This is a genomic window from Photobacterium profundum (assembly GCF_003026285.1).
In the GTDB taxonomy this organism is placed as follows: Bacteria; Pseudomonadota; Gammaproteobacteria; order Enterobacterales; family Vibrionaceae; genus Photobacterium; species Photobacterium profundum.
The window spans coordinates 675,361-699,476 of sequence record NZ_PYOD01000002.1; the positions used below are offsets into that span (position 1 = coordinate 675,361).

General features: G+C 40.3%; 20 protein-coding genes and 1 pseudogene. 13 read left to right on the top strand and 8 right to left on the bottom strand.

Annotated features, from left to right (window positions below; genetic code table 11):
- Positions 1-774 precede the first annotated feature (774 nt).
- Both C9J48_RS07865 and C9J48_RS07870 read right to left on the bottom strand, forming a co-directional pair.
- Positions 775-2,784, bottom strand: a complete 2,010-nt coding sequence (locus C9J48_RS07865; RefSeq protein WP_006228763.1) for a methyl-accepting chemotaxis protein — start codon at positions 2,782-2,784, stop codon at positions 775-777.
- Between the two features lie 641 nt (positions 2,785-3,425).
- The gene (locus tag C9J48_RS07870) at positions 3,426-3,629 is read right to left on the bottom strand and encodes a hypothetical protein (protein WP_006228762.1); all 204 of its coding nucleotides are present in this window, start codon (positions 3,627-3,629) and stop codon (positions 3,426-3,428) included.
- 351 nt (positions 3,630-3,980) lie between these two features.
- Between C9J48_RS07870 and C9J48_RS07875 the strand changes: the two genes are divergently transcribed.
- The gene (locus C9J48_RS07875) at positions 3,981-4,370 is read left to right on the top strand and encodes a universal stress protein (RefSeq protein ID WP_006228761.1); all 390 of its coding nucleotides are present in this window, start codon (positions 3,981-3,983) and stop codon (positions 4,368-4,370) included.
- A 53-nt stretch (positions 4,371-4,423) separates the two neighbouring features.
- On the opposite strand, the gene C9J48_RS07880 is transcribed toward C9J48_RS07875, so the two are convergent.
- Entirely contained in the window at positions 4,424-4,618 is a 195-nt protein-coding gene (locus C9J48_RS07880) for a hypothetical protein (protein ID WP_258191555.1), read from the bottom strand.
- A 39-nt stretch (positions 4,619-4,657) separates the two neighbouring features.
- On the opposite strand from C9J48_RS07880, the gene C9J48_RS27855 reads away from it, so the two are divergent.
- The 5 genes from C9J48_RS27855 (at position 4,658) to C9J48_RS07900 (ending at position 10,696) form a co-directional block, all read left to right on the top strand.
- Complete coding sequence (locus C9J48_RS27855; protein WP_181320803.1) at positions 4,658-4,813, top strand: hypothetical protein; 156 nt, start codon at positions 4,658-4,660, stop codon at positions 4,811-4,813.
- A gap of 242 nt (positions 4,814-5,055) precedes the next feature.
- Positions 5,056-5,310: a hypothetical protein gene (locus C9J48_RS07885; RefSeq protein ID WP_006228758.1), complete on the top strand. Its 255-nt coding sequence runs from the start codon at positions 5,056-5,058 to the stop codon at positions 5,308-5,310.
- Between the two features lie 503 nt (positions 5,311-5,813).
- Positions 5,814-6,779: a TDT family transporter gene (locus C9J48_RS07890; RefSeq protein ID WP_006228757.1), complete on the top strand. Its 966-nt coding sequence runs from the start codon at positions 5,814-5,816 to the stop codon at positions 6,777-6,779.
- Positions 6,780-6,909: 130 nt separating this feature from the next.
- Positions 6,910-7,770: an AraC family transcriptional regulator gene (locus C9J48_RS07895; RefSeq protein ID WP_242610781.1), complete on the top strand. Its 861-nt coding sequence runs from the start codon at positions 6,910-6,912 to the stop codon at positions 7,768-7,770.
- 253 nt (positions 7,771-8,023) lie between these two features.
- On the top strand, positions 8,024-10,696 hold the full coding sequence (locus C9J48_RS07900) for a molybdopterin-dependent oxidoreductase (RefSeq protein WP_006228755.1): 2,673 nt from the start codon (positions 8,024-8,026) through the stop codon (positions 10,694-10,696).
- A gap of 106 nt (positions 10,697-10,802) precedes the next feature.
- Here the strand turns inward: C9J48_RS07900 and C9J48_RS28345 are convergent.
- Positions 10,803-10,895, bottom strand: a pseudogene (locus C9J48_RS28345) (GNAT family N-acetyltransferase); the annotation flags it as partial.
- Between the two features lie 249 nt (positions 10,896-11,144).
- Here C9J48_RS28345 and C9J48_RS07910 point away from each other — a divergent pair.
- Together C9J48_RS07910 and C9J48_RS07915 are read left to right on the top strand one after the other, a co-directional pair.
- Positions 11,145-11,750 carry a LysE family translocator gene (locus C9J48_RS07910; protein ID WP_006228754.1) on the top strand — a complete coding sequence of 202 codons (606 nt, stop codon included), beginning with the start codon at positions 11,145-11,147 and terminating at the stop codon, positions 11,748-11,750.
- A 10-nt stretch (positions 11,751-11,760) separates the two neighbouring features.
- Positions 11,761-12,579: an AraC family transcriptional regulator gene (locus tag C9J48_RS07915; protein WP_006228753.1), complete on the top strand. Its 819-nt coding sequence runs from the start codon at positions 11,761-11,763 to the stop codon at positions 12,577-12,579.
- A gap of 263 nt (positions 12,580-12,842) precedes the next feature.
- On the opposite strand, the gene C9J48_RS07920 is transcribed toward C9J48_RS07915, so the two are convergent.
- Together C9J48_RS07920 and C9J48_RS07925 are read right to left on the bottom strand one after the other, a co-directional pair.
- On the bottom strand, positions 12,843-14,036 hold the full coding sequence (locus C9J48_RS07920; RefSeq protein ID WP_006228752.1) for an acetate/propionate family kinase: 1,194 nt from the start codon (positions 14,034-14,036) through the stop codon (positions 12,843-12,845).
- Positions 14,037-14,534: 498 nt separating this feature from the next.
- Positions 14,535-15,428, bottom strand: coding sequence for a LysR family transcriptional regulator (locus C9J48_RS07925; protein WP_036802477.1), 894 nt, complete (start codon positions 15,426-15,428; stop codon positions 14,535-14,537).
- Between the two features lie 104 nt (positions 15,429-15,532).
- On the opposite strand from C9J48_RS07925, the gene C9J48_RS07930 reads away from it, so the two are divergent.
- Both C9J48_RS07930 and mrdA read left to right on the top strand, forming a co-directional pair.
- Positions 15,533-16,462 (top strand): Rossmann-fold NAD(P)-binding domain-containing protein, encoded by a 930-nt coding sequence (locus tag C9J48_RS07930; RefSeq protein WP_006228750.1) that lies wholly within the window; start codon positions 15,533-15,535, stop codon positions 16,460-16,462.
- A 304-nt stretch (positions 16,463-16,766) separates the two neighbouring features.
- The gene (gene mrdA / locus C9J48_RS07935) at positions 16,767-18,821 is read left to right on the top strand and encodes a penicillin-binding protein 2 (RefSeq protein WP_006228749.1); all 2,055 of its coding nucleotides are present in this window, start codon (positions 16,767-16,769) and stop codon (positions 18,819-18,821) included.
- Positions 18,822-18,976: 155 nt separating this feature from the next.
- Here mrdA and C9J48_RS07940 read toward each other — a convergent pair whose 3' ends face one another.
- Positions 18,977-19,672 (bottom strand): CatB-related O-acetyltransferase, encoded by a 696-nt coding sequence (locus tag C9J48_RS07940; RefSeq protein ID WP_006228748.1) that lies wholly within the window; start codon positions 19,670-19,672, stop codon positions 18,977-18,979.
- A 424-nt stretch (positions 19,673-20,096) separates the two neighbouring features.
- Between C9J48_RS07940 and yieH the strand changes: the two genes are divergently transcribed.
- Positions 20,097-20,753, top strand: a complete 657-nt coding sequence (yieH, locus tag C9J48_RS07945) for a 6-phosphogluconate phosphatase (protein WP_036802833.1) — start codon at positions 20,097-20,099, stop codon at positions 20,751-20,753.
- Positions 20,754-20,866: 113 nt separating this feature from the next.
- Here the strand turns inward: yieH and C9J48_RS07950 are convergent, their stop codons facing one another.
- A complete protein-coding gene (locus tag C9J48_RS07950; RefSeq protein ID WP_006228746.1) occupies positions 20,867-22,174 on the bottom strand; it encodes a tetratricopeptide repeat protein in 1,308 nt (435 codons plus the stop codon).
- 354 nt (positions 22,175-22,528) lie between these two features.
- On the opposite strand from C9J48_RS07950, the gene C9J48_RS07955 reads away from it, so the two are divergent.
- Together C9J48_RS07955 and C9J48_RS07960 are read left to right on the top strand one after the other, a co-directional pair.
- Positions 22,529-22,912 carry a DUF3302 domain-containing protein gene (locus C9J48_RS07955; RefSeq protein ID WP_006228745.1) on the top strand — a complete coding sequence of 128 codons (384 nt, stop codon included), beginning with the start codon at positions 22,529-22,531 and terminating at the stop codon, positions 22,910-22,912.
- Positions 22,912-24,042: an HlyD family secretion protein gene (locus tag C9J48_RS07960; protein ID WP_006228744.1), complete on the top strand. Its 1,131-nt coding sequence runs from the start codon at positions 22,912-22,914 to the stop codon at positions 24,040-24,042. Before C9J48_RS07955 ends, C9J48_RS07960 begins: the two co-directional genes overlap by 1 nt.
- The last annotated feature ends 74 nt before the right edge of the window (positions 24,043-24,116 follow it).

The following is a 24,116-nucleotide window of genomic DNA, read 5'->3' on the forward strand; positions in this document are numbered from 1 at the left end:
TGATAATCATATTTCAGCGATAGGTTTTGAGTTAAAACTCTATTTGCCATCAAATATTGGACGAAAATCACAATTTCCACTAACGGAATATGAAACCATACAAGTTATCTTCTACACGTTATTTTCTATAAATTCTTTTATAGAAACATTTTCCCTATTCTGCTTATCAGATTAGGGCTTTTTTTTGCTTATACAATAGTGATAAACCGCACCATTATTGCTAGTACATTGCAACTTTACACCCCACATTGGAAGCAAGATCACAAAACCATCAACTCATATGCCTATAATAGATTAGTTACCGCTTGGACATACTTTATATGTATGGGTCATTCTTTTATTCGTGAGTCGGTAGGATCTATGCAAATCATTGAAAAGTGCCCTTTTTGTCATGAGAGTTCCGTGTTTAATCAAATACACAGAACACTCATAGAAAAAACAGTTAAAAATAAATATCTTAAATATAAATGTGTAAATTGCTCTACTGAAATTTACTCCCACAAAACTCATCGAGATGTAAAAATGTGCCAAGATCGATAGCTAATTAATGAGTAAGGACTCACCTCGATTAATCTAGCTAGAAGCTGTAAGTTGGGCTTGTCACAAGGTTACTCAACAAGCCGAGAGTAATTATGCCCAACATGGAACCTTGATAACATCGATGAACGTTATGACGCATTGGGTTATATTCGCGGTGAAGGGGACAATAGGATTTAACGTAATGGTAAGGATCCACATGCGTGAATCCTTTCATCAATAAGAACCAATTAAAAATTAATTAGAAACGACATCCAACTTAAATGCCGTCACTTCATGCACTAATTCAGCCATACGTTGTTGAACAATATCCATTTCAGCATGAATACTAACAATCGTTTGATTAGTGCTTTGTGCCATTTCTAATAAATTATCAACATCGGAATCAACAGTGTTTGTTGTTTGCGATTGTTGCTCAGACGCGGTAGCAATGCTGGTATTGAATTCTGCAATGTCATTTACAGTACCAATCAACGCTTCCATTAATGTTTTCGTTTCTGACACAACACTTTGCGTTTCATAACTCGCTTCACGACTTTGCTGCATATTCACAAATGACACTTTGGCATTCTCACCGATACCATCAAGTAAATGTCGAATATCTTCTGTTGATTGCTTACTACGCTGTGCCAAAGTTCGTACTTCATCGGCCACAACAGCAAAACCACGCCCTTGATCGCCAGCACGGGCTGCTTCAATTGCAGCATTCAAAGCAAGTAAGTTTGTTTGCTCAGAAATAGCATTAATCGTATCTAATATCTGCGATACATTAACCATCTGCTTTTCTAGCCCTTCAATGCACTCATAAGTTTGATTAACACTATCAAGCAAACGTGTCGTGGTGACAAAAGATTGTTCACCATGATCATAACAGGCCATCGCGTTGGTTTTCACCAAATCAGTACTCGTTTGTGCTTCACCCGTAATGCCTGCAACTTGATCACTCGTTTGCGCCATTTCAGTCATCGCAGCGGCAATACTGTCACAACGTTGATGGGTCTGCTCACTCACAGTACGAGCGGTATCAACTAACGCGACCATGGCCACCATTTCTTGTTGAGTCTGACTCGCAACACGTAGGGATTTAGTTAAGGTGTCACTCAAGCTAATAGCAAGACCATCAAAGTGACGAGCGATTTCACCTAATTCATCATTTTGGTTATCAGATAAACGTACAGTGAGATCTTTGTTTCTAGCCATCATATCCAGCTTTTGCGTAAAGCCAGATACTCGACGACGTAGCTTTATAACAGACTGCATAGTTAGCAAAATTAAAGGCAAGATCACAAGAATACTTAAGCAGATATACAGTAATCGAACAAAACTCGCATTGTCTCGGTTAGCTTGAGCTTTTAATAAAATATCAGCAGTCAAACTATCGCGTAATCCTTTAACTAAACCAATTCGTTGAGTGGCTAAATCAAACCAAACAGAAGCTGTCGGACCTTGAATGGATGGCAACGCATTTTTCTGAGATAAATACTGTTGTTGAATCGTCATCACTTGTTGCCAAGTATTGGTTTGCGCTGTTTCGCTAATACGACGTTTAGCATCACCTTCCAATAACATGTTAGCTTGACGTAAAGCGTAACGCTCAGCATCAATATAGCTACTGACTTGGGCATATTGGTCTAACGAAGAACGCTTACCTGCAAAAGCACCGTTTAATGCCCCCCTAGCTTTACCTGCTTGCTCTTTAACGACAAGTAAAGACAGCAACCCTTGCAGTTCTTGTTTTAAATCACGGTTGCTAATTTGTGTCAGCAACATAGATAGGTTATCGAGCGATAAAGTATTCACATTTGAATAATAAGCAAAGGGTGAATCAACAATGGCTAAACGATCCACTTGCGTACGAATATTTTGACGATTATCTAATTCATTCTGTACAGCACGCAACAAATCACGCACTAAAACCATATCAAGGCTTTCTGGTTTAAATTCAACTAAATTACGGTAAGCCTGATCTGCAACGTTACGTTGATTATTCAATTTATCACGCTGCGTACCTTGCCCTTTAGCTGCGATAACGCCCGCAGTTAAACCACGTTCAACCGCAAACTGATGGGCAACTTCATCGTAAAGGTTAAACAGTTCAATAGTTTCACTTGATACCTCAGCATTAGCAAGTTGCTTATTTGCAGCATCAATTTGCATTCCAATAAAGAATAATAAAAAAGAAGTTGGAATGACAAAAACTAACAATATTGTCGTTCGAATTGTAATCGAGCGAAATGGCTTAGGCATGCTTAACCTTAACTATAATGTGTATTAGAACTGCATAATTTATCAAATGACACCGCATATAAATACAATACCTCACAGGTATTTAAGGTAATAGTGACCCAGCGCAACCAGGGTCAATTTCTTGACTTTTAACGTCATTATTAAGTCTTAACATTGCAGTTAGCACCACGACAAAACACCCCATAAGTGGTATTTACAGTATCACGCGGAATCATTTTCGGATAAATATTCACAGTGTGAATGTGGAATACAAAGACAGGATCGAGATTATTAAGCACCTCTAGTGATAATCTGATTAATATAAATTAACGCTTAGAGGGAATGGTGATATACCAAAGCCATAGTTACCCACTGTTTTTGTGGATAAGAACTTTTAATCCTTTAAAAACATACAGATAACTATTTCAATGATAATAACTATAATATTTTTCAAAATTAAATTGAAATAATGCAAAACGCTTATTGAATTGTAGCCGTTGCAGCCACTCGCAAGGTTTGGCAAATGAAACCGCTAGAAATAAGTGGAACCTTACTTTGGTGTTCACATCACACGGCTTAGAGTGATCACCAACCACAATCTATAAAAGATGGCTAAATTCTCAGCTTCACTATAGTTCTCCCCAGAGAGGTGCGCCAGATAGTTAGCGCACAGCTTCAATTAACATTGGGAACAATACCTGCCAGCTAAAGGCTACGATCGCCACTATCACAACTGTCCACACTAAACGTTCGATCCAACTCTTGCGGCTATAGTAGTTAAATGGGTCTGGCTCACCACACTGTGGGCAGCTATGGGCTCGTTTTGAAATTAATTTTTCGCAAGTTGGGCAGGCCAAAAGTGGCATATGACTTTACTCCTTCCGTTACAGTGACAATCTAAAGGTAGTGCAAAAATAATACATTATTAGCAACAGTTAATAAGTATATTCAATAATATCAAGATCTACCTGCTTTGCTTTATGCTACCCATGAACGGCCTTAAAACGTACAACACATTTCGGGGCAAAGATGAGTCAGCCAAGAGTTTAACATCAGTACAGTTCACAGTTTAACCGACGATATCCGACAAACGACAGTCACTATTTGATTGAAATTCAAGCTGCTTATTTTTGGTTTTTCTTGATTTTCTGAATTAGAGTGAACTTCTCCGGTGCTAGACTTAAGGCAATCATATAATAACTAATTGGAAAAAAGTAATGAGCTATAAGCACATATTAGTGGCTGTTGATTTATCTCAATCCAGCCAGATCGTCATTGATAAAGCGATCTCATTAGCTAAAGGCGCTAATTGCAAACTTTCATTTGTTTTTGTGGATGTTGATAAGGTGGTTTTGGCACAAAAAGAAAAACTGACATTACAGAAAGAGTTACAAACCCTGGCGGATCAGAGTGATTATCCGATTACAGACACCTTAGTCGTCATAGGCGATCTCCATATAAAACTCTCAGGGATAGTTAGAGAAATGGATATCGACTTAGTTGTTTGCGGCCACCATCATACATTTTTGAGTCGTCTATTCTCATCTGTGCCCAAATTGGCAAATGCCGTTGAGACCGACTTATTAGTTGTTTATCTTGACCAATAATGGAAGCATCATATTCGTAAGGCGTACCAAACGTCATACCCGTTTGAGAGGCATTAAATCAGCCCTTCTTCTCGGGCCTGCTCTAGTACAGCCTCATCTGCATCTGCCATCACCACTTCCCAGAGTTCACCGATCTGATCTGCCTCTTCGCCACTGGTCAGCTTCTCCAACTTGTCGAGATGGCGCAGTGATTCAATGGTTAAATGCTCCTTAAACAGGGCTTGAGCTTGGTGTAAATGGGTCATCATCTGTCCTTTGGTTAACTCGCAGTAGCAACCGCTTCGGTAATGAATGCAAAGGCATCCGGTAAAGTGCTTTCTAATCTCTGGGCCGCTAACAACCAAGCGGCAAATCATTCACTGTCATTGATGCCGCCGTATTTCGTTAATGATCGTCGTACTTTCACCTGCGGTGAAATAGAAAACTTACCCACTTTATACTAGACCTGATGAGCCATTTCGTGCGCCCAAGTCGTCACAATTCTGACTGATAAATTAAGTTAATTCTCTGTCGCCGCTGAAAATTACCAATATCGCGGGAGACAAGGTGCGGTAAGTGTCATCATTAAGAGCTAAATCTAAGGGAATGTTCATCTGCTTTCCTTCATGGGGGCGCTCTAGAAAATTCAGATACGTTTTTGAGCCAGTCACCATCACGGCAATAGCTTCAACATAGAGAGCTAATCATGGAGGGTTTATCGAAACCAAAAGATAAGCCGCACCATTGCAGTGCGGCTTTGTTCGATTTACTTACCTTCGTCTACCTACTCAGCACACGCAAGGTTTTTACTGTATATCGTCTTTCTGTCTTCGCCACTCATTACGATGAGTATGCCGTATTCGATGCTATAAGTAGCTTTATCGAACTAGTCTGTATTGGCGAAGTAAAACAAATTTTCGGTGTATCTACCAAATTGTTAACACTGAAGTTGTCGACTTAGTGCTTTTCGCATTACACATTTACTTTCATTTTTACTTGTTACTTTGCTTCTTTTACTTATTGCTTTGTTGCTTTGTTGCTTTGTTGCTTTGTTGCTTTGTTGCTTTGTTGCTTTGTATCGTAAGGTACCTGATGTAATCATCAAGCACACCCTGAAACCTGCATTCTGAGTAAGACGAGTACCACTCATATCCTCCGAGAAGCTAAACCATTTAAACACTCAATACAGGTCACAACTTAAATATGGTCAAGGATTACGAATTAAGCAAATTATTTTTCTATATCTATAGAGACAACTACAAAATTTCATTTGTCCAAAGATTTACACTGACTTTCACCACTAAAACGACGATAAAATGTTGATTAGAAATGTCACTTTTAAGCATCGATTAAACAATACAATGTTATTTTAGTGTAACCTTTGAAACGGGTTTTATAGTGCCAGATTTGAGTGCATTCTTAACCCCATGAAAATGAATAGAAATCAGAAGGATTGTGATATAGATGTCACCGATAGGCGTTGCTTTACAACAAGTTCCTACAGCCCAAGCCGCATTAGCATTGGCTTTTACAGGGTTAGGATTAGCATGGTCACTCTTTTTACCCAGTAGTGGCGATATTATTCGCGGAATATGTGCTCTTATTGGCGCCTGCCTATTAATACCTGTAGTACTCAAATATATCTTCAATCCGCAATTATTTATTGTCGATTTAAAGCACCCACTTTATGGCAGTTTAATGGCACCGATGTCGATGACTATGCTGGTTTTATCAGATTATTGGTCTTCTATGCATGTAGTGAGTGCCCGCTTACTTTGGTACCCAGCCTTACTGCTTCACTTTACTATGATGATACTTTTTTTTAGTTTTCAGCTACGTAAATTCCGCTTAATCCATCTCTACCCTAGTTGGTTTTTATACCCTGTAGGAGCTATCAGTGGTACGTTAGCAGGCGCTCAACTAGGACACTCCGATTTAGCCGTTACCATGACGCATTTCTGTATCGCAGTATATTTTATCATGCTACCTGTTGTGCTATATCGTTTGTGCTTTGCAGGTAGAATGCCTCGCCCAGCAAGACCGACATTGGCTATTATGGCTGCCCCTGTTAACCTTTCTTTAACCGCTTATTTACTGAATGTCGCTGAACCCGACCCTGTTTTAGTGGGCGCATTAGCAGGCATAGGTATCACCATGACTATTCTGGTGTATTTGTGTTATTTCGATCTTTTAAAACACCGGTTTCAACCATCATTAGCGGCTGTTACTTTTCCTTCGGTAATCAGTGCGGTATCGATCGACCGCTTAACCGACTGGCTAGTAATTGATCACCCACACTGGGCTTGGTTAGAACGATTAGGCATATTTGAAATTACCGTCGCGACAGGGTTAGTCTTGTGGGTAGGGTGGCATTATATTTTTTATTACTGGCCAAAAAAAAAGCCCGCAAGTAGCTTATCAACTAAGTAACGACTATCAATCAGCGTTCTCTATTATAACTTAGCAATATTGGTCAGGAACTTCATTCTCACAATACGGATACTTACTGCCATTCAAAAACAGATTTACAGATACATTGTGAATGCAAAAAGGTCATACAGTGCAGATAGACGAAAGTTACCAAAGAAGAATCAATAAGGTGTGTGACTATATATACGCACACCTAGACGACGAGTTAACCGTTGAGGAGCTCAGTAAAGTCGCTCACTTCTCTAAGTATCACTTTCACCGCCAGTTCACACACTATATGGGTATTGGTGTATTCAAATTTATTCAACAGCTAAGGCTTAAGCGCGCTTCTTATCAGCTTTTTTTCCATCAAGACACGCGCATAATCGATATCGCTCTTGATGCTAACTTTGAGTACCCAGAATCTTTTTCACGTGCATTCAAAAAAGTATTTGCTCAATCCCCTTCTGAATTTCGCCACCAATCCAACTGGTTGCAATGGCATCAAAAATATCATTATCGAGAGATAAAATTGGAGAAGAATATGAATGTTGAAATTAAACACTTCGATAAAACAAAAATAGCCGTTATGGAGCACCAAGCAGCTCCTGAACTCGTCAACGAATCAGTCAGCCGGTTCATTGAATGGCGTAAAACCACGGGTCTATCGCCCATTCTAACCAGTCGATCTTTTGGTATCATTTATAACGACCCAAAAGTAGCAGCACCTGAAGATTTTCGGTTTGATATTTGTGGCGAAGTAAAAACAGCAATTAAAGAGAATACATTTGGCATTGTAAGTAAAACACTTTCAGCAGGTCGATGTGCTGTTATTAGGCATTATGGCTCTCATAATGGCTTAGATACGAAAATTCATTACCTTTATGGTCAATGGTTACCTGAAAGCGGTGAAGAATTACGCGATGATCCCTGTTTCTTTCACTATATGAATTTCTTTCCTGAAGTGTCTGAACATGAATTAATCACTGATATTTACCTGCCATTGAAATAAATGAGTAAAGCTAACTTATCTTGAAGTAACTTGGGTATAGACTCGCTTAACTACATCGATATCTAAACGGCTTGTGGCATCAGAGCCGTTTTATTTAAACAGTCAGTGAAGGCGTCCGCATTTCCCCTCTTTAAATTATACTTTCATGTGTATAGGTTACCTTTCTTAAATATAAAATTGATTAAATGTACATTTTAAATACCTCTTTATAGGGGTAGTATCGTCGTCACAACTAACAAAAATGAAAATGATGATGGCTATTTCTCGTCGTACCCTATTAAAAACCTCTATTGCCACAGCTGTTGCCGCAGCGGGTGGTTTAGTGATCTTTCCAGCATCGAAAATTTTTTCTGGCGATGATGTTGATGTGATTCCGCACGCAAGTCACTGGGGGCCTTTTAACGCGATAGTTAAAGACGGTATTTTAATTGGTGTTCAGCCCCGCAAAGAACTGGATGCAATGCCAACTGAAATGTTGACTGAAGGCCTTCTAAGCCGTGTCTATGATAAGACTCGGGTGAAATACCCCATGGTAAGACAATCTTACCTTGCCGATCCAAAAGGTGACAATAAACCCCATTTACGCGGGAAAGAACCTTTTGTACGAGTGAGCTGGGAGACGGCGTTATCCCTTGTGGCCGATAGCATTCAAACCACAGCCAAAGAGTTTGGAAATGAGGCTATTTTTAGTAGCTCTTATGGGGGTTGGTCTCATGCTGGTTTAATGCGACCTCAAGTATTGCAGGGACGTTTCTTCAATTTAATCGGTGGTCAAAGTACAACAACGGGCGATTACTCTGGTGGTGCATCTCAAGTTATCTTGCCTCATGTTATTGGTGATATGGAAGTCTACTCACCACAAACCGCATGGCCTGTTATTGAAAAGCATACCGAAGTATTTGTACTCATCGGTTGTGACCCTTGGAAAAATAACCGCATTGAATTTCGCGTCGCAGATCATCAAATGTACCCTCGCTGGAAACAGTTTGCAGAGAAAGGCATTAAATTTATTTCGATCAACCCACAGCGTACCCGCACCGATGATGAACTGGATGCTGACTGGGTAAAAATAGTACCTAATACCGATACCGCCCTATTTCTTGCCATGGCGCAATGTGCCTATGAAAAAGAACTGTATGACCTAACGTATTTAGCGCGCTATACCGTGGGTGCCGATAAATATATTGACCATCTGATGGGCAAAAATGATGGGGTTGTGAAGTCACCACAATGGGCAGAGAAAATCACTGGTATTTCTGCTGAAAAGATCAAAGAAATGGCAGAGCTATTCGCTAATAAAAAAACGCAGTTTGCCGCAGGTTGGTCACTTCAACGGGCAGATCATGGCGAAATGGTTCATTGGGCGATCATTAATTTTGCAGCTATGTTGGGCAAAATAGGTAAGCCCGGTGAAGGGGTCGGTTTTAGCTGGCACTATGGTAACGGCGGTATGCCTCAATCAGGTAAAGCATTACCTGTTGGTTTATCACAGGGCAAAAATCCGGTAGATAAAATTTGCCCAGCATCGCGTATCTCTGAAATGTTAAATAACCCAGGTAAACGCTTTACTCGTGATGGCATCGAATATACCTACCCTGATGTTAAAGTCGTTTATAACGCAGGGAATAACCTCTTATCACATCAACAAAATACCAATGAATTGATCGCAGCATTAAACCAAAAGGTCGATACCTTTATTTGCCAAGATCCATGGTGGTGTGCTTCTTCTCGCTATGCTGACATCGTACTGCCGGCAACAAGCTCGCTAGAACGTGACGACCTTTCTTCAGGCGGCACGTACAGTAACGATAAAATCTATGCAATGCGCCAAGTAATCAAACCTTACGGCGAAAGCTTGGATGACTTTGAAATTTTCCGCTTACTGTCAAAAATGTTTGGGGTCGAAAAGCAATTTACCGATGGTTTAGCCTTTAATGATATTTTAAAACGTGCTTATAAAGCCTCATCGGCCATTTTGCCATTTGATGAGTTTTGGCAACAAGGTGTCGCACATCTTCCTATCGCTGAATCTGCTAATGATTGGGTAAGACATGGTGACTTTTATCAAGATCCTGAACAATTCCCACTTCATACCACATCAGGAAAAATTGAACTTTACTGTCAAGACATTGCTGATTTTGAGGTAAAAGATTGCCCACCTATGCCAACGTTCATTGAACCGTTTGAATACCTTGGTAATGCAAAAACCAATGCAGTGCATGTTGTTAGCCCTCATCCGTATATGCGTTTGCATTCGCAAATGGCCAATGCGGATGTACGTAAACGTGAAGATGTACAAGGAAGACAATACGTACTGATCAATGATCAAGATGCAGAAAAGCATGGGATCCGTTCTGGCCAGCTAGTAGAGATCTTTAATGATCGCGGACGAGTTATTGCAGGCGCAAAAGTGTCGAAAAAAATCATGCAAGGGGTGATCAGTCTAGAAGAAGGCGCATGGTTACAGTTTGACAGCCAAGGACGTTGTAACAGCGGAGCGATTAACGTTTTAACCTCTAGCAATGCTTCCAGTGAATTGAGCCAAGCCAACAGTGCAAATACCTGTTTGGCATATATTCAACGCTGTCGAGACTCAGAATCATCAAACTTGGCGTTCGAGCCCCCACAAATAGTCGCAATAGACGGCAACACTAACCTTACTAAGCCTGATATCACCCTTGCCGTCGATCAAATAAAGCTAAATGATGTTACGCAAAGTGCAGGGGAGAAACTTTTTTATCAGCGTTGCACCATGTGTCATTCAGCAAAAGATCCCCGTCAATACACTAAAGTGCAATGGCAAGGTATAACCAAGAGTATGTTCCCTCGGGCAGGATTAAACCCCGCCGAAAGAAAGCAAGTAATGGACTTTCTTGAGGAAAACGCAAAAGACAGCAAAGATGGATCTAAAATAAGCAACCTCTAATCCCCCTAAAAGAAAGAACGGCTCTAAGCATACCCTAAGAGCCGTTTTTCAAATAAAACAACAAGTCATCTTGGCCGGTATAATATCTAGCTAAGAAAGCACGTAATTACATGCTTATATTTTTCGTCATATTGTAGCCCGAGATTGTAAACCCAACCTCTTGATACAGTGCGAGTGCTCGTTGGTTATGGTAAGCAATGAAATAGCCGCAGTAAGCGGAATACTCATTCACACGCATATCTCGAAGGTTAACCACTTAAAAATCCTTTTGGGTTGTCAATGAATGCATAGACCTAGCAATGACTGCTACCACATTGATTATCGTACTCCATTAAGCCAATTTATACCCAGTTTGCTTGAAGTAACTGCAGGATTAAGCAATTTCGTTCAATACTCACAATACAGTTCCATTTAGTATGATAACAGTCAGGTTAAATTCGGAATCACCATGCAGTCAGTTTTGCTTTCTATGTCAGTCTTTGCTTTTGTGGGTGCGGTATCACCGGGCCCCGTCAATATCATCGCAGCCAGTGCTGGGGCACAATTTGGGTATCATAAAGCAGTCTTTCATGTTCTTGGTGCGACATTCGCTTATACCCTTATCGTGTTCCTTTGTGGACTTGGGCTAGAACAAGCATTGAAGATACTACCTGAAATGACAGGGTGGCTTACAGTGTTTGGCGGGGTATTTTTACTTTATATGGCGTTTAAAATTGCAACCACTGTTGGAACTGAAAACGCTAGAGGCTTAAAAAAGACAGCTCATCCTACTTTTTTTGAGGGCGTCTTGTCTCAAGGGCTAAACCCAAAAGCATGGCTCGTCGCGATGTCTGGTGTAAGCTTATTTGTACTGAAACACTCACCCACAATGTTGTACTTAATTATCTTTTGCGCCATCTCCTTTGTGGTATGCTTTTTAGGTGTCTCTGTATGGGCTGCTGCGGGAAATTATATTGGACGTTATTTATCCACCACAAAACGACAAGCCACTTTTAATATTATGATGGGATTACTTTTAAGTGGGACAGTGATTAACATGTTTTGGGGATATTAAGGAAGTCGCAATGAAACAAGACGACACCGTTTTTCTAATACAATGCGAAACCTTGCCTTTTGTGGAGGTCCGAAAAGCATCAAAGTCAGCCGCTTGTTACCAAGCGCATTCTCATGATGAATTTTCGCTTGGTGTCATCGACCGTGGCTCCGCCAATTATAAGAACTTAAATAAAAGAAACCGTATAGAGGCGACAAACACAGTCACCATAAACCCAGGTGATATTCATTGCTGTAATCCCGATTCTGATGATTGGTGTTACCGGATGTTATTTATTGATACACATTGGGTCGGGAAACTGCAATCTGAAATACTCGGGCGTGATAATATCGATTATCTCCCCTTTCCAAACAGCTATGAGACAGACCCTAACCTATACCGCGAATTTAATGTCCTGTTCGATACTTTAATGAATGAACGGAACCCTCTATTATCAGAAAGTATCTTCATTCAATATTTATCTCGATATTTTGGTCCCAGTAAAACCGCTTTCTCAAAAGCTGAAAAACAGATCTCACCCTATATAAAACGAGTGCATGAAAAATTACTCGATCAGCTAGAGAACAATCTCACGTTAAATGATTTAGCCAAAGAAGCAGGTCTAAGCCGCTACCACCTCATCCGACAATTTAACGCAATTTATGGCATGCCTCCCCATGCGTTGCAATTAGATGAACGCATAAAAAAATCAAAGGTCTTGCTCAAAGCAGGCAATACCTTAACAGATGCATCAGCACAGCTAGGCTTTGCCGACCAAGCACACTTTCAGCGACATTTTAAAAAACGTACAGCCATTACACCCAAGCAGTATCAGTCATTTTTTATTTAAAATATCAGTAAAGACCCGTACCTTTTACATCCTGCGCTTATACTTAACTATCAAATACAAACCTTAATTTACACAACAGACGGAATGGAATAAGCAAATGCTTATACTGCTCGCTATTGCATTATATACAGATATAAAAAAACGGCCCTGAGCATACACTCAGAGCCGTTTTCCCGTTCCGTAATCCCTGCGTTCCAAACAGGGTATTGCCAAGTTCATAGGCAACTTGGCAATACCAACCTTTGAAAGGTTGGTAAAATCTATTAAGCGTGTAAAAGCGCCATAGATTCTTTAGCAATTACCCACTCTTCATTGGTTGGAATAACCATTGCAAGAGGTGTATTTGCCTGCGTGATAACACCGTCTTTCCCAAAACGTGCATCAGCATTTGCTGCTTCATCTTCACGATAACCAAAGATCTTAAGAGACTTAAGAATTTGGCTACGGATAGGTAATGAATTCTCACCAATTCCACCCGTAAAGATGATGCCATCTAATTCATCTAATGCCACCATGTAAGAGGCAATGTATTTTGCTACACGGTAAGTGAAGATTTCAAATGCTAGTGTTGCACCAACATGACCTTCTTCCATCGCTTCAATAACACCACGACAGTCACTTGTTAAGCCAGATACGCCCAAGAAGCCAGAGTTAGAATTTAACTCTTTAAATACTTGCTCTGGAGACCAGCCTTTTTTCAGCAAGAATTCAATAATGCCTGGGTCCAAATCGCCACAACGTGTGCCCATCATTAAGCCAGATAACGGTGTAAAGCCCATGCTTGTATCAACACTTTGACCGTCTTTAATTGCACATACTGATGCGCCATTGCCTAGGTGTACTGAAATAAAGCTGCTTTTTTCAATCGGCTTATTTATTACTTTAGCGGCTTCGCGGCTCACAAAGTAATGGCTTGTGCCGTGGAAGCCGTAACGACGAATACCGTAGTCATCATATAGCTTACTTGAAATCGCACCAGTAAATGCTTTTGCTGGCATTGTTTGGTGGAATGCAGTATCAAACACTGCATATTGAGATAATGCAGGAAAAGCAGCGATTGCAGCTCGCATACCAACAACGTGTGCAGGGTTATGCAGCGGTGCTAGATCACTAAGATTCTCAATTTCTTGTAAGACAGATTCATCAATCTTAACAGTTTGAGTAAACTTCTCGCCACCATGTACAACACGGTGACCAACAGCAACGATATCTTGTTTAATACCTTGCTCTTCAAGTAAAGCAACAATACGGTCAATTGCTTGCTTATGGTGGTTGCCGTTATCGCTTAGTTGAAACTCATGTTTCTTACCGTCGATTTTCCAGCTAACGTTTGCGTCAGCAAGACCAAAACACTCACCAAGACCATTTAAGGTTGCTTCGCCACTAACCGTATCGATTAGTGCAAATTTAAGTGAAGAACTACCAGAATTGATTACAAGAACTAAAGAATTGCTCATGGTTATCTCATCAGAAAAAAGGTAAACAGGACAAAATGCTGTCCAAACACACGTCAATCAGACTTTGCAACGGAAAATGTGTCGTTCTGCATTTTCTTCGTTTTTATTTGCATAATCACATCATACTCAATTTTTTTTGAAAGTCTCAACTTTTGTTTTAATTCGAGGCTAAAAATTTAAGCGATACTGGTTTAGATCAATTTTCATCGGGTAAATGACGATTATCCGAACAAAATGCCAGCAAACATTCAACTTTAGTTGAGTAAAAGAAGCGAGGGAACGTCCTTACTTCAATTCTTTTTAAGGTTGAAGATGATAAATACTCATCTTTGGTGCAAGAAAAAAGTGATTTCACGTATTGCTCACTCACATTGTTCAAAAATGAAGGAACTCTAAGCCTTATTTGAGCGTGGTATATAAAACGAGGTAAGACAACGGGGCAACATGGGCATGGCAACCACCACTTTCGATAGACAATATAATAGGTATATTTCTCTATTATTTCTCATCTTGTTTTTGAAACCACGATCTTAAAAAAACCATTAAATGATGAATTCGAGGGTTCACCTGCACATCTCGATGACAAACTAGCCACCATGCAATATTAGGTAATGGGATATCTTTGAATATTTCAATCAAGCTAGGTGTTTTCTTGGCTAGTTCCGTAATCGTTACAGCAACACCTGCTTTTGCTTGAACTAAATTTAGTTGCATTTGGTAACTATCAGTTCGAAAGGTAAATTGCTTTTTGGATAAATTACGCCCCGATTTTTCAGCCTCGCTAATATACATATTGCTGTAGTCAAATCCTATAACGCTATACGGCGCATGATAAATATCATCTGGTGTTTTAGGATAACCTACATCACCGATATAAGCTTCATGAGCAAAAAAACCTAGGGTTCTACTCATTAAATATGTAACAACAAGATCGGGCTGTTCCGGTTTTTGCTGGCATATCGAAATATCTGCATCGCGTTTATTTAAATTCACTTTGCCATTCGACACAATCAACTCGACATTAATTAAAGGATGCATTCGGTGAAATGCAGCTAAAGCATCAGGTAGAAAATGAAAACCAAATAACTCACTCACAGCTAAACGTACATTGCCTGATTCTTCAATTGAACTGCCGTTAACCTGACGAGAAAAACGCTCTGCACCTAGTGCTGTATCTTTCGCTGACTCTAACAATTGACGACCGACTGGTGTCAGCTTTAAACCACTTGTTGAACGTTCAAATAAATGTAATCCAGTTCGCTCTTCAAGCGCCAGAATTTGACGACTTACCGTCGGTTGAGACATCCCCACAACATGCGCAGCAGCCGACATACTTCCATGTTCAGCCACTGCTAGAAATATCCGAATACTGTCCCATTCCATGCTATTCATATTCGTATATCCACCATACTTTACTGTAGGTTTACTATATCGCTAATCCACGACAGACTGCTTAATTAAATAGATGAGGTAACTCGCATAGATGAGGATATTGAATGAAAAATGCATTAGTCTTTGGTGTCTGTGAGGAAATGGGGAAACATCTTTGCCAAGCATTAATAGAACAACATTGGGAGGTTATGGGAGTAATCAAGGAAAACGAAATTAATGCGCCAGTTCTTGGTAATTTAACGTTGGTCGAACTCGCTCATACTGATATAGACTTTCTTTATGATCTCGTCGAAGATGTTGATGCTATTTTTATTCATCAACCAGAGAGCGATACTAATCAACACGACAACCTTATCTTTCCGTTAGAAAAAATCATTCAGTTAGCTGAATTTTTTAACCTCCAATTAATCATCACAACAAGTAAATATCACATTAAACAAACCCAACTCCTCTCATTTGCTTTTAGACATCAAAAGAAATCGATTAAAATTGCACTGCCACATAAACTGCATAAAAGGCTATACCATGCTAGCCAAACTGGTGTAAGAGTATTAGTAATAGGCTGCGGACATACACTCAGTTTTACCCATAGAAAGTGTCACTTAGCCATGCTCATAAAGGAAACTGAGCACCAACTTCTTTTGCAATCACCTAGCGAAAAAGCCATGAAACATCATTGGACCTATTTGCCCGACCTCGCTAAAAATTTGGTCCAGATTGTTACTCATCAACAGCATGAATTTAATACTTTCGATACGCTCTATTATTCAGGGCATACCGCGAGCATTAATGATATCGCACGCTGCCTAGCGTTAAGCAGTGGAAAGCCAGTAATGGTTACTCCTTTGCATTGGACAATAATGGAATTTATCGCCTTATTTTCTCCCTTATTTAGGGGGCTTTTAAAAGCACGGGCATTATGGCAACAAGGGGGGATGTGTCCTCATAATACCTTCCCGCGAATCAATAACAGTGAAATAACACACACGCCATTGGAATTAGCCCTTCAAAAATGCTGGGAACAACGCCATTAAGCCGTCGTAATAAGCGTGAAGAAGAACCTGAAGCCCAACGCACACAATAATACCAAGCGCTATAATTTCAGTATCTTAGTTTGCAGTTTTAACGCATGGGTTAGAGTGACTGACATTGGGTAAACTGTCTACAATGTCTGGTTGTAACTGGTGGAATCCTTATAGTTCAAGCCAAACCAGATGCAACAAAATATAAGCTTAAACGAATATATAAAAGCCATATTCACTCCGTCAGATCCTGCTAATAAACGTCTCATGTATAAAAGGCAAAGTTGTGATCGCCTCTCAATCATAAAGCGTTGTTATGCACAAAGAAAAAGTAAAAATCAGAGATCACCAATCCGAAATGTCGCTGTTTACTCGCCGCGCCATTACCGCTTTCTTATTTATGCTTGTCGGTGTAGGTGTGTTACTTACCAACCTCTACCATTTGCAAATTGAAAACCACAGCCAATATCAAGCACGATCCAATAATAACCGCATAAAAGTCATTCCTGTCGAGCCAAATCGTGGGCGTATCTACGATCGTAATGGGGTGTTATTGGCGCAGAATACGCCAGTCTATTCTCTCGAATTAATACCAGAGAAAGTACACGACATGGACGCGACTTTAGCGTCGTTAAAAAGCTTATTAGGCTTGAACGAGCACGACATTGCTCAATTCAAAAAAGCCACGCACCGAACGTTGCGTACCCGCCCGGTTACTCTAATTGAACAGATGAATGAAGTACAAGTTGCCAAGTTTTCGGTAAATCAATTTCAATATGACGGAGTCGATATAGATGCTTATCTTGAACGCTATTACCCGTACAGTGCGAACCTAACACATGTATTGGGGTACGTCGGTAAAATTAATGACCGTGATATTCGCCGTCTAAAAGAAGAAGAGAAGTACACCAATTACAAAGCAACACGCACCATCGGTAAGTTAGGAATTGAACGCTATTACGAAGACACGTTACACGGTGAATCGGGTTACGAGAAAGTCGAAATTGATAGCCGCGGCCGCGTGGTACGAACACTCGATTATGTCGCGCCTATTTCGGGTCAAGATATCAAATTAAATATAGATGTAGGCTTGCAGTTGTACGCGAACAAGCTGCTGACCATCAAAAAAGAAAATCCGATCACGCACAAGATGGAAGATTATCACCGCAGAGGCTCGATCGTAGTGTTAGACCCTCGTGATAATTCAGTATTGGCAATGGTATCTAGCCCAAGTTACGATCCGAATTTGTTTGTGCATGGCATATCATCGAAGCGCTACAATGCATTGCTGAATGACCCTGATCACCCGTTATTAAACCGATCAACTTTGGGCGTGTATCCACCGGGATCGACAGTGAAGCCACAGATTGCCGTAGCTGCATTGAGTGAAGGGGTAATTTCTCCAAACACCACGCGCAACTTCCCTGGTTGGTGGCGTATTCCTCATTCGAAAAGCCGTAAGTTCCGCGATGATGTACGTTGGGGGCACGGTGAAGTGAATGTCGTACAAGCGATCGAACAATCTGTAGATACCTTCTTCTACCAAGTGGCGTATGACATGGGGATCGATCGTTTATCAGTATGGATGAACAAGTTCGGTTATGGTAAACCGTCTGGCATTGACATCAACGAAGAAAGTACCGCCAATATGCCAACCCGTGAGTGGAAGCATGCTCATTACCATCAAGCGTGGTACCAAGGTGATACAATTCCAGTTGGTATTGGTCAAGGCTATTGGACAGCGTCACCGATGCAGATTGCGAAAGCGACTGCTGTGCTGGCTGATGAAGGTGTGGTACATCGCCCACACTTGTTGAAAGCGGTAATGGAAAATGGGCAGTTTGAGCCCGTGCTGTTCAAAGATTTTCCGCGTATCAGTGAAGCTAAAAAGCAAAATTGGGATTTAGCAATAGATGGTATGCACCGCGTGTTAGTTTCAGGAACAGCGCGTAAGTTATTTAAAAACTTGGCATATGAGGCGGGTGGTAAAACCGGTACCAGTCAGGTATTTGGGTTGGCAAAAGGCCAAAAATACAACTCGAAAGAGGTGGCTGAACACCTTCGTGACCATGCTTTGTTTACAGGTTTCGCACCATTGAACCATCCGAAGGTATTGGTAGCTATTGTGCTAGAAAATGCTGGTTGGGGTAAATATGCGGCACCACTTGCGCGTAATATCATGGATTATGTTCTGGTGAAGCCGACCATTAATTTAGATACTGATCCATCAAATTTACCGCCAGATCAATTAATAACACACGATGGGATACATGTGAATGTACAGAAAAATACACAAACAACATTACCCAAGAAAGAGCTAGCGCATCACAAAGTAAAAACGCTCGACAGTGAACAAGTGAAGCACAGTTAATATACGCTGATTGCAATACGTGAAATAAACAGTAGGCAATTCAAAATAGGGCCATGGTATTGTTCCAATCAACCGTACCATGCCCTATACACAAGTTACCTCAAGATACTCGTTTCAGCGAGAAGTGAGGTAGGTTGGGTATATTATTTCCACATCTATTCATCAGCCTTTTTTAACATATCCTGAAACTGAAGAAATCGTTGATATAAACCATCAATATCAGAGCTACACATTAAATCCATATTGGCTTGTAACACTTCAATAGGCCAATTCCACCACTTCATTTCAAGCAGCATTTCAATTTGTGGCTCAGTAAAACGGGATTTCACTGCGTTACCGGGATTACCAACAACAACGGTGTAAGGTTCAACGTCTTTTGTCACTACTGCCCGCGCACCAATAACGGCACCATCCCCAATAGTGACACCTGGCATGATGACACATTCACTGCCTACCCAGACATCATTGCCAATGACGGTATTACCCGCTAATTCGAAACCAGACTTTACTTTATCGCCAAAGACCTCGTAATCGAATGGGAAAGAGGATATCCATTCGTGCCGATGCCCTTGATTACCCGCCAACATAAATGTCGCACCAGATGCAATTGAGCAATATTTACCAATGATCAGCTTATCGACGTCACCAAACACCCCTGACTCCCACACACTGTGGCTAGAGCTATCCCCAAGTAAGTAACGCACACATTGATCTTCAAAGTGCTTATCGTGGTAGTAACCAGAATAATACGTGAAGTCACCCACTTCGATATTGGGATTAGTAACATGCTTATTTATTTCGTAGCCACCAATCCATGTTGAAAAAATGGTAGAAGATGATTTTGAAGACATAGAAACACCCTATTGTGCGCTGAATCATTATTGTATTTTGACTAGAACCTTATCTATGCACTTTTTTATTGGCATTTCTAATAAGAACAACTCTATATTCATAACGCAATAAGTGTTCAGCACAGCCGTTATCTGCTTTTATTAAAAAGTATAGCCTGTTACTCACAACGACAATATCTCACTTTGACGTATATCGTCGATATTTCTTTATATTGAAACCATTATTTCAAGCGAACAACACCTCTATACCCAAGTTACCTTTAATCACAGAACTAAACGAATGTTTGAATGGCTCAATATCGCAAACTTTTCGATTAAAACGATAATTTACCGTTTAAAGATAACAAAACATCAATATGCACCTTGTGGAAATGATTTTGCTGTATTAACTGTGTATGCAGAGAGGAAATTAGGAGCAGTTAGCATGGAAGAGGAAAGACCTATTCAATGTGTTATTTTTGATTGCGATGGCACACTAGTTGACAGTGAAAAGCTATGTAATCAAGCATTAGTCAATATTTTTTCCAAGTTTGGTGTAACACTCGACCTTGACGATTGTATGCGTCATTTCCAAGGTGGAAAGATGGCTGATATTCTAACTGAAACCTGCAAGCGAGCTGGCTTAACCATTTCTCTTGATGTACTTGAACCTATTTATCGTCAAGAATGTAATCAGCTATTTGAGAAAGGCTTACAACCCATACAAGGTGTACCTGAGTTATTAGCAACGCTGACGAATAATAATTATGAAATGTGCATTGCGTCGAATGCTCCTATTCATAAAATTGAACATATACTGAGTTTAACAGGCTTACTGCCATATTTTGATGGGAAGCTATTTAGTGCCTTCGAAGCCAATAGTTGGAAGCCTGAACCTGATTTACTTCATCTTGCGGCAATGAATATGGGAATCCCATTGCATCAATGTATTTTCGTTGACGATACAATAACCGGCGTAATGGCAGGCATTAACGCCGATATTCGCACATTCCATTTTCTCGCAACCCCAGAATCAGAACAAATTGAACATCCCAATGTTACACAGCTCAACGCGATGCCGCAGTTATTAGAATATATTTAAGCGTAACGTCCATCAGGGGAAAAGCTGAAGAACAAAACCAAAAGGCTCAAAGAATGAGCCTTTTGATCATGTGAACGTTATTCAAACAACACACGCTTTAGAATTGCATCTCGCTACCTAGAGGTAACCTTATCTTGAGTTTCATTCTCTAATGAATCCCAAGATGATGCCCAGCTTTGCTGCTGGTATTGGCTGGTAGCTGTCTCATTTTTTTCCGCTGCTTGCCCATTTTTTGTTATCTCAGCACTCTTTGTTAGCACTGCACTTGTTGTTACATTTGCATTAGATTTTACTGATTCAGCTGCAAACATGGGAATAATCGGAATATCAGTAACAATCTCTTTCGTTGGTTCAGCTTCCGATAACACATTACCTGGCAGAGTACAGTCCGATATTATTCGGTTCAATTCTTCATCTGTTGGTTGATAGCCAGCTCGCCCGTAAACCTGATCCAGAAGGTCAATTAAAGAATGTGATGCAACAGGTTGTACGCGTAACGCTTTATACATTGACTTAGCAACGTTCTGGACATTCAAAATCGATTCAATACCAATATGTTGTACCACTTCATCACGACTTTTTTTAGCGTCTTTATAACCCGATGCATAAGCAATCGAAAACCATATATAGGCTACCGCAGCATCATTCGCGTTTGACCCTAAATGCATTTGAGCTGCGAGATATTGCGCTTCACTATTGCCTTGCTCAGCTGCTCGCTCTAACCAATAAATAGCATAGATCCGATTCTTTTCGATCCCAATGCCACTTTGGTAACAGTAAGCCGTTTTAATAAATCCTTTAACATCATTGTTTTTTGCTGCTCGTAGACGCCAAATAAATGCACTGTGAGGTTCTTTTAGCGAATTAGACTCAGCAACGTACCAATCCCCTAAAAATAGCTGCGCGGGAACATATTCCATCTCGGCAGATGCAATGATCTTTTCAATACCCGATCCAATATCAGACTCAACACCACTTCCTTGAATGAGAAATTTTCCCAACGAAAACAAAGCCTCTTCATCTTTGCGTTTTGCTTTTACCACCGCCTCCCAGTACAAAGATTTAGCTTCACCATCCGGATCATCAATATCAGCACGGCTCAATCGTGCCATTGCATTTTGGCCAATATCATTATCTAAAACAGCGGCTTTGTTATACCAATTAAGCGCTTCACGAATATTGGTCAATTCATATTCTTTACCGAGCGAAAGCTGACTGAGTATATGGCCCGTCTGGGCTTTAAACATTTTTTCTTCTCGCTCTGCGATCTTCGCTTTTTCTAAAACTAATCGGTATCTTTCATCTTTCAATGCTTGTTGCTTAGCTTGCTCTTCTTTCTTCTTCACCACAAAGGAATACCTGACCACTCCCCAAATCAGTGGCACTACAAGTAATCCTAACCACATAATAAAATCTGGCATACATCCTCAAACAAAAAAGTAACTCACCACTTATAGCGGCATGGTTTCCTAATTCTGAAGCACAAAATACTGAATTTAATGCGTGATTCTTCTGTAAGAAGAAAAGAGTTAAAAAACCTACCGAATAATCTTTCATTTCGCTTATAACAATAAGAGTCATGTTGATATGAAATCTTATAAGACAATAACTTATCTGTTTTTTTTAGAATAAAAGATCATTTAGAACTACAATCTATGCAACTGTGATGTTAATGTTAACTTATTAACAAATTACGTTAACAATCAAGACTCAACAACGTTACAATTTATGGCTTACCGGCGTTACATTGCAAATAGAGACTTTAAGGAGCACGGATGTTTCTCGACTATTTCGCATTAGGGTTACTTTTCTTTGTTGCTATCGTCATTTTTTATGGCGTCATCGCAATACACGATATCCCTTATGAAATTTCTAAAAAACGTAATCACCCTCACCAAGATGCTATCCACTATGCAGGATGGGTAAGCTTGTTCACATTACACGCTATATGGCCTTTCTTATGGATTTGGTCCACATTATGGCGAGAAGATCGTGGCTGGGGTTTTACTAAAATTCAAAACGAGCAAAGTGAACTTCACCATGAAATAGGGCAATTAACCGAACAAGTCGAAAAATTGACAGAAAAAGTGGCTCAGCTTGAAGTAGCACAAGCGAAAAAACCACCAGCTCAAGCAGCACAACAAGGGGAGGATATCTAATGGATTTACTACTTATTCTTACCTATACCGCATTATGTATTGCTGTATTTAAAATATTTAAAATCCCATTAAACAAGTGGACTGTACCGACAGCGGTGTTAGGTGGCATTGCATTAGTTGGCACACTGATTCTATTAATGAACTATAACCACCCTCATACGGCACTTGGCGGTCAATATTATGTTACAACGCCTATTGTTCCAGGTGTTCGAGGTGAAGTTATTGAAGTACCTGTAACAGCTAATGTGCTACTGAAAAAAGGGGAGGTATTATTCAAATTAGACCCAACGCCTTTTCAAGCAGAAGTGAATTTACAACAAGCCTCGCTAGCCGAAGCAAAACAATTGGTATTAGGGCTAGAGGCTTCATATAAAGCCGCTCAAGCAACAACATTTAAAGCCAAAGCCGAACGCGATCGTACGTTACAGCAATTCAAACGTTATGAAAAAGGCTATAAAAAAGGCGCATTTACTCAATCAGATGTTGATAACCGTCGCCAATTCTACTTAAGTGCAGAAGCATCATTGGAAGCAGCAAAAGCTGAAGAGCGACGTGCAAAACTGGCTTTTGAATCAGAAATAATGGGAGATAATACCAAGGTTGCCCAAATTCGTGCACTATTAACCAAAGCACAATTCAACCTTCAGGAAACCGTTGTAACAGCGCCAACAGATGGTTACGTTACACAGCTTACCTTACGTCCCGGTATGATGGCTGTACCTGTACCATTACGCCCTGTAATGACTTTTCTTCACCAAGAAGAAGAGTTTTATGTCGGCGCTTTTCGTCAAAACTCACTGCTACGCTTAGAAAAGGGATTTAAAGCTGATTTCATTTTCAAAGCATTACCAGGTAAAACATTCCAAGGTGAAGTAATCGGTGTTCTTCCTGCAATCGGGGAAAGCCAAATTCAAGCACAAGGTACGTTAGTCGGTACTGACGCTCTACGTCGTCAAGGACGTCCATTGGTAACATTGCGTATTACCGATGATATTTCACAATATAATCTACCACGTGGTACGAGTGTTGAAATTGCGGTTTATTCCGATAGCTTTGAGCATGTCTCTATTATGCGTAAAGTCCTTATTCGGATGAAGAGTTGGCAGAATTACCTTTACCTTGATCATTGATCCGTAATTGATGTTCAACAGCAAATTTAAAAGCCCATAAACTTGTAACAATAAGCTGATGGGCTTTCTTTTAT